Origin of the sequence: Mesorhizobium sp. CA10, assembly GCF_020165285.1 — a bacterium.
GTDB lineage: Bacteria > Pseudomonadota > Alphaproteobacteria > Rhizobiales > Rhizobiaceae > Mesorhizobium.
In genome coordinates, this window is sequence record NZ_JAIUHV010000006.1 from 317,761 (window position 1) to 332,694 (window position 14,934).

The 14,934-nt window shown below is 63.7% G+C and carries 13 protein-coding genes and 1 riboswitch; of the genes, 8 read left to right on the forward strand and 5 right to left on the reverse strand.

Annotated elements, in window-relative coordinates; translation table 11 throughout:
* Window positions 1–198: 198 nt before the first annotated feature.
* The 5 genes from chvE (at window position 199) to LB535_RS28850 (ending at window position 5,784) form a co-directional block, all read left to right on the forward strand.
* Entirely contained in the window at window positions 199–1,269 is a 1,071-nt protein-coding gene (gene chvE / locus LB535_RS15875; RefSeq protein WP_224632875.1) for a multiple monosaccharide ABC transporter substrate-binding protein, read from the forward strand.
* 187 nt (window positions 1,270–1,456) lie between these two features.
* Window positions 1,457–2,989, forward strand: a complete 1,533-nt coding sequence (gene mmsA / locus LB535_RS15880) for a multiple monosaccharide ABC transporter ATP-binding protein (protein WP_095765888.1) — start codon at window positions 1,457–1,459, stop codon at window positions 2,987–2,989.
* Window positions 2,986–4,281: a multiple monosaccharide ABC transporter permease gene (gene mmsB, locus LB535_RS15885; RefSeq protein WP_095765889.1), complete on the forward strand. Its 1,296-nt coding sequence runs from the start codon at window positions 2,986–2,988 to the stop codon at window positions 4,279–4,281. The genes mmsA and mmsB overlap by 4 nt, the downstream gene beginning before the upstream one ends.
* A gap of 202 nt (window positions 4,282–4,483) precedes the next feature.
* Window positions 4,484–5,476 carry an AraD1 family protein gene (gene araD1, locus LB535_RS15890; RefSeq protein ID WP_224632876.1) on the forward strand — a complete coding sequence of 331 codons (993 nt, stop codon included), beginning with the start codon at window positions 4,484–4,486 and terminating at the stop codon, window positions 5,474–5,476.
* Between the two features lie 185 nt (window positions 5,477–5,661).
* Window positions 5,662–5,784, forward strand: a complete 123-nt coding sequence (locus LB535_RS28850) for a hypothetical protein (RefSeq protein WP_263481479.1) — start codon at window positions 5,662–5,664, stop codon at window positions 5,782–5,784.
* A gap of 177 nt (window positions 5,785–5,961) precedes the next feature.
* Here the strand turns inward: LB535_RS28850 and LB535_RS15895 are convergent, their stop codons facing one another.
* Window positions 5,962–7,056 (reverse strand): 2'-deoxycytidine 5'-triphosphate deaminase, encoded by a 1,095-nt coding sequence (locus LB535_RS15895; RefSeq protein WP_224632877.1) that lies wholly within the window; start codon window positions 7,054–7,056, stop codon window positions 5,962–5,964.
* Between the two features lie 116 nt (window positions 7,057–7,172).
* Window positions 7,173–7,250: riboswitch (SAM riboswitch) on the forward strand.
* Window positions 7,251–7,306: 56 nt separating this feature from the next.
* Here LB535_RS15895 and LB535_RS15900 point away from each other — a divergent pair.
* Window positions 7,307–8,497 carry an O-succinylhomoserine sulfhydrylase gene (locus tag LB535_RS15900; RefSeq protein WP_224632878.1) on the forward strand — a complete coding sequence of 397 codons (1,191 nt, stop codon included), beginning with the start codon at window positions 7,307–7,309 and terminating at the stop codon, window positions 8,495–8,497.
* A gap of 82 nt (window positions 8,498–8,579) precedes the next feature.
* Here the strand turns inward: LB535_RS15900 and LB535_RS15905 are convergent, their stop codons facing one another.
* The gene (locus tag LB535_RS15905) at window positions 8,580–9,725 is read right to left on the reverse strand and encodes a ceramide glucosyltransferase (RefSeq protein ID WP_224632879.1); all 1,146 of its coding nucleotides are present in this window, start codon (window positions 9,723–9,725) and stop codon (window positions 8,580–8,582) included.
* 343 nt (window positions 9,726–10,068) lie between these two features.
* Here LB535_RS15905 and apaG point away from each other — a divergent pair, with 343 nt between their 5' ends.
* Window positions 10,069–10,461 (forward strand): Co2+/Mg2+ efflux protein ApaG, encoded by a 393-nt coding sequence (apaG, locus tag LB535_RS15910; protein WP_095765893.1) that lies wholly within the window; start codon window positions 10,069–10,071, stop codon window positions 10,459–10,461.
* A 200-nt stretch (window positions 10,462–10,661) separates the two neighbouring features.
* Here apaG and LB535_RS15915 read toward each other — a convergent pair whose 3' ends face one another.
* The 3 genes from LB535_RS15915 to LB535_RS15925 form a co-directional block, all read right to left on the reverse strand.
* Window positions 10,662–11,690, reverse strand: coding sequence for an Hsp33 family molecular chaperone (locus LB535_RS15915; RefSeq protein ID WP_140845700.1), 1,029 nt, complete (start codon window positions 11,688–11,690; stop codon window positions 10,662–10,664).
* A 124-nt stretch (window positions 11,691–11,814) separates the two neighbouring features.
* Entirely contained in the window at window positions 11,815–12,726 is a 912-nt protein-coding gene (gene argF, locus LB535_RS15920; protein ID WP_140845699.1) for an ornithine carbamoyltransferase, read from the reverse strand.
* Between the two features lie 16 nt (window positions 12,727–12,742).
* Window positions 12,743–13,942, reverse strand: a complete 1,200-nt coding sequence (locus tag LB535_RS15925; protein WP_224632880.1) for an aspartate aminotransferase family protein — start codon at window positions 13,940–13,942, stop codon at window positions 12,743–12,745.
* A gap of 357 nt (window positions 13,943–14,299) precedes the next feature.
* On the opposite strand from LB535_RS15925, the gene LB535_RS15930 reads away from it, so the two are divergent.
* Window positions 14,300–14,818, forward strand: coding sequence for a GcrA family cell cycle regulator (locus LB535_RS15930; RefSeq protein WP_095765897.1), 519 nt, complete (start codon window positions 14,300–14,302; stop codon window positions 14,816–14,818).
* Window positions 14,819–14,934: the final 116 nt, after the last annotated feature.

Sequence of the window (14,934 nt, forward strand, 5' to 3'; positions counted from 1 at the left end):
AAGCGACCCACCCTCCGCGCGTTCCGATGCGCAGGGGTCGGCGACGAGCGAAATCGTATCGATTGAAACTGCGCCGCGGGGCCGATTGGGAGGATACCGGAGATCGATAAAGCCGACAGTGGCGCGCCAGCGCACCTGTTCGACTGCGCGGCCCGCGAAGCCCCGAGGTGTCGCGTCCATCAACCAGGGAGAGTAATCGTGAAGATCATCAAGACGCTGGCCGCCATCGCGGCCCTTGGCATTGCCGCCACGACCTATTCGGCGCACGCCGCCGACAAGGGTCTCGTCGGCGTGCTGATGCCGACCAAGACCTCGCAGCGCTGGATCAATGACGGCGACGCCGTCAAGTCCCAGCTCGAAGCGCTCGGCTACACCGTCGACCTGCAATATGCGCAGGACGACATCCCGAACCAGCTCAGCCAGCTGGAAAACGAAATCACCAAAGGCCCGAAGGCGCTGATCATCGCTTCGATCGACGGCACCACCATGGCCGACGCGCTGCAGAAGGCCAATGATGCCGGCGTCGTCACCATCGCCTATGACCGCCTGATCAAGAAGACCCCGAATGTCGACTACTACACCACCTTCGACAATTTCGGCGTCGGCGTGATCCAGGCGAACTCGCTGGTCAAGGGCCTCAAGGAGCGCTTCCCGAACACCAAGCCGTGGAACGTGGAGCTGTTCGGTGGCTCGCCGGACGACAACAACGCCTTCTTCTTCTACAACGGCGCCATGTCGGTCCTGCAGCCGCTGATCGACGACGGCTCGATCAAGATCAAGTCCGGCCAGATGGGCATGGACAAGGTCGGCACCCTGCGTTGGCTTGCCGCCACCGCCCAGGCGCGCATGGACAACCTGCTCTCGGCCAACTACTCGGACGGCAGCCGCGTCGACGGCGTTCTGTCTCCCTATGACGGCCTGTCGCGCGGCATCACCGCCTCGCTGCGCGCCGTCGGCTACGGCACGGAAGCCCAGCCTTGGCCGATCGTGACCGGCCAAGACGCCGAGACCGCCTCGGTCAAGCTGATCATCTCGGGCGAGCAGTACTCGACCGTGTTCAAGGACACCCGCGAGCTGGCCAAGGCCACCGTGCAGCTGGTCGACAAGGTGCTCTCCGGCGGCAAGCCGGACGGCCTCGACACCAAGACCTACAACAACGACGTCAAGGCAGTTCCCTCGATCCTGTTGACGCCGCATGAGGTCGACAAGTCGAACTACAAGGAACTGGTCGTCGACTCCGGCTACATCAAGGCTGAAGAGCTGAAGTAATCCGGTCTCAAAGGAAGGGGTCCTGCGCGACTGCAGGGCCCCTTTTCGTTCGCAAGCGACCCCGGTATTGTTTTTGCCGGCTACCGCAGCGCCATATGCCGCCAAGGCATGAGCGAAACTGTGGCATGTTGATTTCGCGCAAGACGCTTTCCGCGAGTGGAAGGCCTGCGCCAGGGAGCAGATCCTGATGGCCTCGACGATTTTGGAGATGCGCGACATCACCAAGACGTTCCCCGGCGTGAAGGCGTTGTCGAACGTCAATCTCAGCGTCGAGGAAGGTGAGATCCACGCCGTCGTCGGCGAGAACGGCGCCGGCAAGTCGACACTGATGAAGGTGCTGTCGGGCGTCTATCCATCCGGCACCTATGAGGGCCAGATCATCTTCCGCGGCCAGGAATGCAATTTCAAAGGCATTCACGACAGCGAGCATATCGGCATCGTCATCATCCACCAGGAGCTTGCCCTGGTGCCGATGCTGTCGATCACGGAAAACATCTTCCTTGGCAACGAGCACGCCACCTACGGCGTCATCGACTGGGACGCCAACGAGACGCGTACCGGCGCCCTTCTCAAGAAGGTCGGGCTCAAGGAAGACCCCAAGACGCTCATCACCAATATCGGCGTCGGCAAGCAGCAACTGGTCGAGATCGCCAAGGCGCTGAGCAAGGAAGTGAAGCTCCTTATCCTCGACGAGCCGACGGCCTCGCTCAGCGAGAAGGACAGCCAGGCGCTGCTCGACCTTCTGCTCGAGTTCAAGCGCCAGGGCATGACCTCGATCCTGATCTCGCACAAGCTCAACGAGGTGAACCGCGTCGCCGACAAGGTGACGGTGATCCGCGACGGGCGCACCATCGAGACCTTGCCGAGGAAGGACATCTCGGAAGACCGCATCATCACCTCGATGGTCGGCCGCTCGCTCGACGACCGCTACCCGCCGCGCGAGCCGAAGATCGGCGACGTCATCTTCGAGGTAAAGGACTGGTCGGTTTACCACCCGATCCATGCCGAGCGGCAGGTGATCAAGAACATCAACCTCAATGTGCGCAAGGGCGAGGTTGTCGGTATCGCCGGGCTGATGGGCGCCGGCCGGACCGAATTCGCGATGAGCCTTTTCGGACGCTCCTACGGCCGGCACATCACCGGAGAGGTGTCGCTGCACGGCAAGCCTATCGACCTCTCATCGGTGAGCAAGGCGGTGGCGAGCGGCATCGCCTATGTCACCGAAGACCGCAAGACCTACGGCCTCAACCTCATCGACCACATCAAGCACAACGTGACTTTGGCCAACCTCTCCGGCGTTTCCAGCCGCGGCGTCATCGACGACATGCGCGAGATGAGCGTCGCCAATGACTACCGCAAGAAGACCAACATCCGCGCCTCCAGCGTCTACCAGCTGACCGGCAACCTCTCGGGCGGCAACCAGCAGAAAGTCGTGCTGTCGAAATGGCTGTTCGCCGATCCGGAGGTTTTGATCCTCGACGAGCCGACCCGCGGCATTGACGTAGGCGCGAAGTACGAAATCTATACGATCATCGCGCGCCTTGCCGCCGAGGGCAAAGCGATCATCGTCATCTCGTCGGAAATGCCCGAACTGCTCGGTATCTCCGACCGTATCTATGTGATGAACGAAGGGCGTATAGTCGGCGAAATGGCTGCAAGCGACGCAAGCCAGGAAAAAATCATGCGCGCCATCGTTCGCGGAGAAGGAAAAGCATCATGAGCACAGAAAGCGCTCCCGCGCCGCAAAGCGGGCTCGCCGAGGACGTCAAGCAGCAGGGTCCGCGCGTCGCCGTCTCGGCGCTGACGACGAACCTGCGCGAATACGGCCTGATCATCGCGCTGATCGTCATCATGCTGTTCTTCCAGTACACGACGTCGGGAACGCTGTTCAAACCGGTGAACCTCAGCAATCTGGTGCAGCAGAACTCGTTCATCATCGTGATGGCGCTTGGCATGCTGTTGGTGATCGTCGCTGGCTATATCGACCTCAGCGTCGGATCGGTCGCCGGCTTCATCGGCGCGCTGGCGGCGATGATGATGGTGATCTGGCCGCTTGGGATGTTCTCGAATCCGCTGGTGGTCTCGATCGTGTGCCTGATCGTCGGGGCGCTCATCGGCGCTGCGCAAGGCTACTGGATCGCCTATCACAAGATACCGAGCTTCATCGTGACGTTGGCGGGCATGCTGATCTTCCGCGGCATCTGCCAGGCGCTGCTCGGCGGTGGCTCCTCGGTCGGCCCGCTGCCGGACAGCTTCAAGGCGCTGAGTTCCGGCTTCATTCCGGACGTGATCGGCCCGCTGACGCTGATCCCGCCGACGGTGAATGCCGCCGGCAAGACGATCGTCGGCAGCGGCTTGACACTGCATATGACGACGGTCGTGCTCGGTCTGATCGCGGTCCTCGCCTATGCCTATTTCGGGTTCCGGACGCGGCGCAAGCGCGAGCGTCATGGCTATGAGGCGGAGCCCTTCCCGCTCTTCGTCATCAAGACGCTGGTCGGCAGCGCGCTGGCGCTCTTCCTAGTCTTCCAGTTCGCCAGCTACAGGGGACTGCCGGTCGTGCTGCTGGTGATGGGCGTGCTGATCTCGCTCTTTGTCTTCGTCACCAAGCGCATGACCATCGGCCGCCGCATCTATGCCATGGGCGGCAACGCCAAGGCCGCGCAGCTCTCGGGCATCAACACCGAAAGGCTGACGCTGCTTGTCTTCATCAACATGGGCGTGCTCTCGGCGCTGGGCGGCCTGATCATCGCGGCGCGCCTCGGCCAGGCCGTGCCGGCGGCGGGTCTCGGCAGCGAGCTCGACGTCATTGCGGCGGTTTTCATCGGCGGTGCCTCGGCAATGGGCGGCGTCGGCCAGGTGATCGGCGCCGTGGTCGGCGGCTTCATCATGGGCGTGATGAACAACGGCATGTCGATCATGGGCGTCAATGTCGACTGGCAGCAGGTGGTCAAGGGCCTGGTGCTGCTCGGCGCCGTCATCTTCGACGTCTACAACAAGAACAAGGCTTAAGGGCCGGAACAAGGTTCAGGAGGCATACGGGTTTCAGATCGCGAAGCTGCCGGCAACCCGTCGGCGCCAAGAAGTCCAGGCAAGGACCGGGCTCGCGAGCGCAATCCGGACGAAGAATTTCAACCGTGGCACGGATTTCTCCGCGCCGCGCCGGTCAAGGTTTGCCCGCGGGCAGCCAGGCAAGATGAGAGAGGGTTCAAACATGCTGATCTCCCAGATCCTCGACGACGCCGAGACGATCCGCGTCGTCGCCCGCAATGGCGGCGGCAAGACCAGGGTCATCAACGGCGCGCGCAGCGTCTATTCGCTGGCGATGGAGGCCGCGCGGACAGGCACGGGCCTCGAGGCATTGATCGAGCGCAAGGGCTATGGCGAGACGGTCGATCTCGACGCCGTCTACAAGAGGGGCAGGCTGGTCTCGCCGATCAACCATCCGGACCCGGCGCATCTGCATCTCACCGGCACGGGGCTGACGCATCTCGGTTCCGCGGCAACGCGCGATTCCATGCATAAGAAGCTCAATGACGGCGAAGAACAGCTCACCGATTCCATGAAGATGTTCCGCATGGGGCTCGAAGGCGGCAAGCCGGCCAAGGGACAGGTCGGCGTGCAGCCGGAATGGTTCTACAAGGGCAACGGCACGATGGCGGTGGCCCCCGGCGCGCCGCTGATGTCGCCGGCCTTCGCGCAGGATGGCGGCGAGGAGCCGGAGATCGCCGGCATCTATGTCATCGGCGATGACGGCGCGCCGTTCCGCGTCGGCTTCACGCTGTCGAACGAGTTCTCCGATCACGTCACCGAGCGGGTGAACTATCTGTTCCTCGCCCATTCCAAGCTGCGCAACGCCTCGTTTGGCCCTGAAATCCTGATCGGCGAGCTGCCCGCCGACATCCGCGGCGCCTCGCGCATCTGGCGCGACGGCAAGCTGCTCTGGGAAAAGCCGTTCCTGTCGGGCGAAGCGAACATGTCGCACACCATCGCCAATCTCGAGCACCACCATTTCAAATATTCGGCCTTCCGCCAGCCGGGCGACGTGCATGTGCATATGTTCGGCACCGCGACGCTCTCCTTCGCCGATGGCATCAGGACCGAGGCCGGCGATACGTTCGAGATCGAGGCGCCGGATTTCGGCTTGCCGCTGCGCAATCCGCTGGAGATCGAAAAGCCGGTCAAGGTGGCGGTGAAGGCGCTGTAGCGCCGATCTCCCGGTGACTGGCAGGCCAGAGGGGCGCGAAGGAAGCTGCCTCTTCCACTTCGTCATTCTAGGCGGAGCAAGGAGCGAAGCGACGCGCGCAGACCCTAGAATCCATGCCGTGACATTGGGCGTAGACTGCTGCCGTCCAGAATAACCGTTGGCGCAGCGCCAGCTAAGATCGCAACATGACAGGCTATGTTTACATGACCGCGAGCCAGAAGGTGGCACGCTATTTCGGTGTCGCCAATGACCTTACCCACCGCATGCCCGGGCACAAGACCGGCCAAGGCTCCAGAAGATCATCCTGAATGGTTCGAGTTCTCTCACGGAATTGGCTGGTGAGCGTTCGGCACCGTGGCGGCGCTCAGGCGTCACGGCATGGATTCTAGGGTCTGCGCGCGTCGCTTCGCTCCTTGCTCCGCCCTAGAATGACGAAGAACAGATGGGACGGCGCGTCCCCTTCCGGACATCTCCCCACTTGGACCTCAGCGCGCTGCCCGAAAATGCTTGGAGAGCTTCAGGCCCTGCGCCTGATAGTTCGAGCCGAGTTCGGTGCCGTAAAGCGCCTGCGGGCGTTTCAGCATATGCTCGTAGACGAGACGGCCGACGATCTGGCCGTGGTCGAGGATAAAAGGCACCTCGTGGCTGCGCACTTCAAGCACCGCGCGGCTACCGCTGCCGCCGGCGGCGGAGTGGCCGAAGCCCGGATCGAAGAAGCCGGCATAATGGACGCGGAACTCGCCGACCAGCGGATCGAAGGGTGTCATCTCGGCGGCATAGAGCGGCGGCACGTGCACAGCTTCTCGGCTGACCAAGATATAGAATTCGTCCGGATCGAGCACCAGTTCGCCGGCGCCGCTCTTGTAGATCGGCTCCCAGAAATCGACGACATCCTGGGCGGCGCGCTTGTCGACGTCGACCAGTCCGGTGTGGTGCTTGCCGCGGTAGCCGACAAGGCCGTCCTTGTCGCCGTCGAGATCGATGGAGAGCGCGATGCCGCCGCCTGAAATATTGGGCGGCTCGGTGGCGACCAGCATCTCGGCGCGGTGAAGGTCGCGCAGCTCATTCTCCGAGAGCACCGCGTTGCCGGTGCGGAAGCGGATCTGCGACAGCCGCGAGCCGGCGCGCACGACGATCGGGAAGGTGCGCGGGCTGACCTCGAGATAGAGCGGCCCGCGGTAGCCGGCGGCAATCTTGTCGAACTCATGGCCGCGGTCGGTCATGACGCGCGTGAATATGTCGAGACGGCCGGTCGAGCTCTTCGGATTGGCCGAGGCGGATACGTTCGCCGGCAGCGCCAGGCTCTCGAGCAGCGGCACGATATAGACGCAGCCGGTTTCCAGCACCGCGCCCTCGGCAAGGCTGATCTCGTGCAGCTTCAGCCGCTCGAGCTTGTCGGCGACCCGATGATCCGGACCCGGCAGGAACGAGGCACGCACGCGAAACGCCTTGTCGCCGAGCCTTAGATCGAGGCTGGCCGGCTGGATCTGGTCGGCGTCCAGCGCGCGCGGCGACTTCAGCGCGTTCGCCTCGAACAGCGCTGCGATGTCCTGATCCGGAAGAATGCCTGTTTGCCGCAAAGGCTGGCTCCGTTCACAAGGCCGGGCGAGGATCTAAGCAGGCTCTTGCCGCCCGGCTGGTACAAACCTCTTAATGAAGCCGGCAATTGACGCAAGCGCGGCGCGGGTCTAAAGGGTCGTTATCCCGTGGTGATTTGGCCGGTCGGCTTGCAGCCACGTTAAACAAGTCGCTAAAGGACCGTCGAGCCGCAAGGCTATATGGACCGGTTGCGACTTCGCGGCCGGTTTTTTTGTGTCTGAAAGCAGGGCTATGAGCACCAAGAAGCGCAACTGGAAACCTCAGACGGCACTCGTGCATGGCGGAACGTTGCGTTCCGGTTTCGGCGAGACATCCGAGGCGATGTATCTCACCCAAGGCTATGTCTACGAGACGGCGCAAGCGGCGGAAGCCCGCTTCAAGGGCGAAGAGCCGGGCTTCATCTATTCGCGCTACGCCAACCCGACCGTCGACATGTTCGAAAAGCGCATGTGCGCGCTCGAAGGCGCCGAGGATGCCCGCGCCACCGCTTCCGGCATGGCCGCAGTAACCGCCGCGCTGCTCTGCAGCGCCAAGGCCGGAGATCATATCGTCGCGGCGCGCGCCCTGTTCGGCTCCTGCCGCTGGGTGGTCGAGACGCTGGCGCCGCGCTACGGCATCCAGGCGACGCTGGTCGACGGAACCGACATCGCCAATTGGGAAAAGGCGGTAAGGCCGAACACCAAGCTGTTCTTCCTGGAAAGCCCGACCAACCCGACGCTGGAGGTGGTCGACATCGCCGCCGTCGCCAGGCTCGCCAATTCGATCGGCGCCAGGCTGATCGTCGACAATGTCTTCGCCACGCCGCTGCAGCAGAAGCCGCTGCAGCTCGGCGCCCATATCGTCGTCTATTCGGCGACCAAGCACATAGACGGCCAGGGCCGCTGCCTGGGCGGCGTCATCCTGTCTGACAAGAAGTGGATCGAAGAGAACCTTCACGACTATTTCCGCCACACCGGCCCGAGCCTGTCGCCCTTCAACGCTTGGACGCTGCTCAAAGGCCTGGAGACGCTGCCGCTACGCGTGCGCCAGCAGACGGAGAGCGCCGGCAAGATCGCCGATTTCCTGGCCGAGCGGCCGGAGATCGCCCGCGTCATCTATCCGGGCCGCGCCGATCATCCGCAAGCGGATATCGTCAAGAAGCAGATGTCGGGAGGCTCGACGCTGATCTGCCTCGACGTCAAAGGCGGCAAGCAGGCGGCCTTTGCCTTCCAGAACGCGCTCGACATCGTGCTGATCTCGAACAATCTCGGTGACGCCAAGAGCCTGATCACCCATCCGGCGACCACGACGCACAAGAACCTGAGCGACGAGGCCCGCGCCGAGCTCGGCATCGGGCCAGGGACGCTGAGGCTCTCCGTCGGCCTGGAGGACAGCGACGATCTGCTGGAAGACGTGGAACAGGCGCTGAAGGCAGCAAAATAGAAGGCTGAGAACGCCGCGGCCCGAGCCTTCCAGAGCCGCAATTCCGGACGGAAAACCGTTTCACACTTTTCCTGGAATTGCTCTAGGCGAGCTCCTCCAGCTCGGTCATCGCCTTGGTGCGGATGGTCATGGCGTTGCCGCGCCATTCGACGGCGCCGCCGAACCAGGCGCGCGCCCAGATGGCCGGCAGCAGGGCATCGCGCACGATCATCGCGGTGATGCTGCGCGGCGACAAATACCAGCCCTTCGCAAAGGCCAGCAGCCATTCCGGCAGGTAGGCGATCGCCAGCACGCCCAAGGCCGTCGTGGGCAGGCTGACGCCGGCGCTTGCCGCTGCAATCAGCGCCAGCAGCAGCGGCACCGCAGCGCCAGTCAGTATCTCCGGCGCGAAGAACAGAGGGAACGTAACCCGCCGCAGCCGCGCCCAGCGCGTCTGGCGCGACCAGATCTCGGCGAACCTGCGCTGGCCGAGCGGCTGCTCGAACGGGGAGGCGACGAGGTTGACATTAAGCCCCAGGCCGTTGACCAGCTTGGTGGCCGCCGCGTCCTCGGCGATCTCGGCGGCCAAGGCCTGGATGCCGCCATTGGCATCGAGCATCGCCTTGTTCCACAGCATACTCTTGCCCTGGGCGAAGCCAAGGCCAAGCGCCTCGCCGGCATACTGCCAACGCGCCTGCAGCGTGTTGAGGAAGGCGCATTCGACTTCGGCCCAAAACCCGTCCGGCCGCGAGCCGATCGGCGTCGAGCAGACGAGGCCGGTATCCGGCCGCCATGCCGCCATCAGGTGCTGGACATAGTCTCTCGGCATCAGCACGTTGGAATCGGCGAGGATCACCCAATCGTGTCGCGCCGCCTGCCAGCCCTTGACGCAGTTGTTGAGCTTGGGATTGGCGCTGACACGATCGTCGCCGATCAGCAGCCGCGCCGGAACCTTCGGGCAGCGCGCGATCGCCGCATCGATCAGCTTGACCACCGGGTCTTCGGCATGCGCGACGCAGAAGATCAGCTCGTAGCGCGGCCAATCGAGCGAGAAGGCGCGCTGCAAGGTTTCCGGCGTGAACGGCTCGACGCCACGCGACGGCACGATGATGGAGACCGGCGGCCGCGCGCCGGGGGGCGGCGCGATGACATGCCGCCGCTTCAGCTGCGACGAGGCGAGCAGGATGCTGGCGAGATTGAAGGAAAGAAGCGCTGACGAAGCCAGGCCGGCTGCGATAGTCAGTTCCATCGAGATCTGGTCACTCCCGACAGAGAGTTTCACCGTTTCACGCAAACGGCGACCCACTCCATCTCCTTGTTTTCACGCGATTCCGGACGAGGGCTACGGCGAAGGCGCCGAGCCTAACCGCTCGCGCTTTTCCTAGAATTGCTTTAGGCCGCACGCGGCCGTTTCAACTGTTTACAGAGCGTCCGAGTCGCCCGGCAGGTTTGTGCACACCAACATTGTCATGTGTCACTTAAATGACATTGTTTTTCGGCACCTGCGCTTACAAGGCTGGCAGGATGGTCGGCGCTGCGCCTATCAAGAGCGGAGCGTGACATATGTTCCGCGGCGGCAACCGGAGTGGCCCATGTATCGCGCAGTGACGCGCAACATCGAAGTGCTGGTCAGGCCCTTCTATCTGGAGGACCGCTCCGATCCGTCCGAGAACCGCTATGTCTGGGGCTATCAGGTGACGATCGACAACCGCTCCGACGAGTTCGTGCAGCTTGTGTCGCGCTACTGGCACATCACCGACGGTCAGGGCCGGGTCGAGGAGGTGCGCGGCGCCGGCGTCGTCGGCGACCAGCCGGAACTCAATCCCGGCGACAGCTACCAGTACACCTCGGGCTGCCCGCTCTCGACGCCATCAGGCATCATGGTCGGCCACTACACGATGCGCAACGGCCGCGGCGAGACGTTCGATATCGCCATTCCGGCTTTCTCGCTCGATATGCCGGGAACAAGGCGCACGGTGAATTAGACGTCGGCGACAGCCTCTTTCTCCGCGTTTCACGGGAGAAATGCCCGGCTGGGCAATGAGGGGCGGCGCCGGCCTTCTGAGATTTTCCTTGAGGCGGACGACCGCGTCGCCAGCGTGTCGCTATGATCGCCAACGTTGGCGCCGCCCTCATCCGCCCTTCGGGCACCTTCTCCCCGTGGAACGGGGAGAAGGAAGAGAGATCACTTCGCGAATTCAGCCGGGTCGAAGTCGTATTGGGTCGAGCAGAACTCGCAGGCGACATGGATGCCGCCCTCCTCGGTCGATTCCTTGATCTCCTCAGCCGAAAAGCCTTCGAGAATGCCGCGGATCTTGTCGCGCGAGCAGGAGCACTGGTCGGCGACAGGGACGCCGCGGAAAACGCGCACGCCGTGTTCGTGGAACAGCCGGTAGAGCAACCGCTCGGCGCCCACGGTCGGATCGATCAACTCGGTCGGCTCGATCGTGCCGAGCAGCGCCAGCAACTCCTGCCAGGAATTGTCGGCCGGCTGGTCCGCAACGTCACGCGGATCGCCGTCGCCGCCGGAAATATCGGGAACGCGCATGCGCTCCGGCGATTGCGGCAGGAATTGCGCCAGGATGCCGCCGGCACGCCATTGCTCGCGCGCGCCGGCCGGGCCGGGCGTGACCAGCTTGGCGACCGACATCTTGATATCGGTCGGGATCTGCTCCGACTGCCGGAAATAGGTGCGCGCGGCGTCCTCGAGCGAGGTGCCGTCGAGCTGGACGATGCCTTGGTAGCGCTGCGTATGTGCGCCCTGGTCGATCGTCAACGCCAAGACGCCGTCGCCGAGCAGCGTCTGCTGCGAGGTCTCGCCGGCGGCGGTCAGCGCCTGCAGCCGGTCGGCATCGAAGCGCGCATAGGCGCGCAGCGCATGCGGCGTGGTGAAATCGGCCACCAGCATGTCGACCGGACCGTCGGTGCGGGTCTGCAGGATGAACTTGCCTTCGAACTTCAGCGAAGTGCCGAGCAGCACGGTGAGCACGCAGGCTTCCGCCAGCAGGCGGGCGACCGGCTCAGGGTAATCGTGGCGGCTCAGAATAGCGTCGAGCATCGGCCCGAGCTGCACGGTGCGGCCGCGCACATCGAGCGGCGCGACCTCATAAGGCACGACATGATCGTCGCCGGCGAAGCCGAATTCACCGAGTTGGGGTTTATGCTCAGCCAAGGTCTGGGTTTCCAACATGACAATACTCCGGGGCGCAGCCATGCCGCCCGGTGAGCCGCATGCATCGAAGCGCGTTCGATTTACGTGATGGCCCGCAAATAGGCATCACATGTCCCCAGATCAAGTTGAGCCCGATCGGGCCGGAAGCGGTCAGGTCCGGCCCTTCTCACGCGCCCAGACACCAGGCCAGCACTGCCTTCTGGGCGTGCAGCCGGTTCTCGGCCTCGTCGAAGACCACCGAATGCGGGCCGTCGATCACCTCGTCGGTGACCTCCTCACCGCGATGCGCCGGCAGGCAGTGCATGAACAATGCATCGGGCTTGGCTTTCGCCATCAGCGCCGCATTGACCTGATAGGGCAGGAAGACGTTGTGGCCGCGGGCGCGATGCTCCTGGCCCATGGAGACCCAGCTGTCGGTGACGACGCAGTCGGCCTGGTCGACGGCTTCCTCGGCGGACCTGGAAAACCGGACCTTGCCGCCATTGGCTTTCGACCAGTCGACATATTTCTCGAAAGGCTCGCTGCCTTCCGGCACCGCGACATTGAGGTTGAAGCTAAACCGCGCCGAGGCCTCCAAGAGCGAATGCAGCACATTGTTGCCGTCGCCGGTCCAGGCGAAGGTCTTGCCGGACACCGGACCGCGATGCTCCTCAAAGGTCATGATGTCGGCCATGAGCTGGCAGGGATGCGTGTCGTCGGTCAGCCCGTTGATGACCGGAACGGTGGCGTTCTCGGTGAGCTCCAGCAGCCGGTCGTGCGAGGTGGTGCGGATCATGATGGCGTCGACGTAGCGCGACAGCACTTTCGCCGTGTCGGCGATGGTCTCCGAACGGCCGAGCTGCATCTCGGTGCCGGTCAACATGATGGTCTCGCCGCCGAGCTGGCGCATGCCGACATCGAAGGACACGCGCGTGCGCGTCGACGGCTTGTCGAAGATCATGGCCAGCACCTTGCCGTCGAGCGGTTTTGAACGCTCGCCCGCCTTGAGCCTGGTCTTTCGCGCCACCGCGTCGTCCAGCATGATGCGCAGGTCGCCCGCGGAAACGGCGGACAGATCGGTGAAGTGGCGAACACTCATCGGCAGGTTCCAGAAATTATTTGGCGGCTTCGGCGGCAATCGCGTCGGTCAGGCGCTTGGCGCCGCCGCGAATGCGCTCCAGCGCCTCGCCGATCTCCTCGTCGGTGACGGTGAGCGGCGGCAGGAGGCGGATGACGTTGTCGCCCGCCGGCACGGCAAGCAGGTGCTGGTCGCGCAGCGCCATGTTCACCTTGGCATTGGGCATGGCGCATTTCAGGCCGAGCATAAGGCCGGTTCCCCTGATGCCCTCGATGACGTCGGGGAATTCATCGGCCACCGCCGCAAGGCCCTGCTTCAGAAGCAGCGCCTTGCGCTGCACGTCCTCGAGGAAGCCGTCGGCCAGCACCACGTCGAGCACGGCGTTGCCGACGGCCATCGCCAGCGGATTGCCGCCGAAGGTGGTGCCGTGCACGCCGGCCGTCATGCCGGTCGCCGCCTCGTCGGTGGCAAGGCAGGCGCCCATCGGGAAGCCGCCGCCGATGCCCTTGGCGATCGCCATCAGATCGGGCGTGACGCCTGACCATTCATGTGCGAACAGCTTGCCGGTGCGACCGATGCCGCACTGGACCTCGTCGAAGATCAAAAGCAGGCCGTGCTTGTCGCAGAGTTGCCGCAGCCGCTTCAGCGATTGCGTCGGCACCGGGCGTATGCCGCCCTCGCCTTGCACCGGCTCGATCAGGATCGCCGCGGTTTCCGGCGTGATCGCCTTTTCAGCGGCGTCGATGTCGTCGAAAGCCACCTGGTCGAATCCCTCGACCTTCGGGCCGAAGCCTTCGAGGTATTTGTACTGGCCGCCGGCGGCGATCGTCGCCAGCGTGCGGCCGTGAAAGGCACCCTCGAAGGTGATGATGCGAAAACGCTCGGGATGGCCCTTGACGAATTGATAGCGCCTGGCCGTCTTGATGGCGCATTCCAGTGCCTCGGCACCGGAATTGGTGAAGAACACCTTGTCTGCAAAGGTCGCCTCAGTCAGCCGCTCGCCCAGCCGGCGCTGTTCCGGGATCTCATAGAGGTTGGAGACGTGCCACAGCTTGGCGGCCTGCTCGGTGAGCGCCGCGACCAGATGCGGATGGCCGTGGCCCAGCGAATTCACCGCGATGCCGCCGGCGAAGTCGAGATATCGCTCGCCCTTGTCGGTGACCAGCCAGGTCCCCTCCCCGCGGTCGAAAGCCAGGGGTGCGCGGGCAAAGGTCTCGTAAAGCGCCGAACCGCTCATTATATGCGTCTCCGGAACCGGAAATCAAAAAAGCCGCCAATGCGGCGGCCTTTGCGGCTTATCATGTTTTTCGGCCATGAAGTCAACGAAAACGTCACGCAGAAGCGCGTGGCAAGCCCCTGACGCCACGCCGGCTCATAAGTAGGCCGGCAAGTTGGGGAAAACCGAAAAAACCGAATCGTGTTGCCCTGGGGACTCTTGTCACCGAGTCAGCGCATAAGGTATTTGTAGTCGAGAAATAACTAGATTTCGTGCGGCGGACCTAATCACCCGGTATATGTGGTGTTGTTTGCCCGGCGAGAGCCGGGGGCGGGAAAGGATTCTGACTGTCGTACGCCTCAGCAGGAGCGCGGTCTCATGAACTGGACTGACGAGCGGGTCGAACTTCTCAGGAAATTGTGGTCGGAGGGTCTGAGCGCCAGCCAGATCGCCGCACAGCTCGGCGGGGTGAGCCGCAACGCCGTCATCGGCAAGGTGCATCGCCTGAAGCTGTCGGGCCGCGGCCGCGCAACGGCCGCTCCGGCGCGCCAGAAGAAGGCGACGCAAGGCGCCTCGATGCAGAAATCGGTGACCCGCGCCGCGAGTGCCACACGTCACGTGACCACCACCATCGGCGCCACCGCGCTGCAGGTGCAGTTCGACGCCGAGCCGGTCGCGCGCCACTATATCCGACCGGTCGAGAACGTGGTCGTGCCGATCTCGCGGCATCTGCAGCTCGTCGAGCTGACCGAACGCACCTGCAAATGGCCGAACGGCGATCCGCTGTCGGAAGACTTCAACTTCTGCGGCAACGACGCCGCCGAAACGGGACCCTATTGCAAATATCATTCGCGGGTGGCGTTCCAGCCGGCCGGGGAGCGGCGCAGGGCGCGCTGAGCGAATAGCGAATAGCGAATAGCGAATAGCGAATAGCGAATAGCGAATAGCGAATAGAACTGGATAGAGTTTCGCGAAAAGGGCAACTTATTTCCCCTACTCGCTGCTCCCTATTC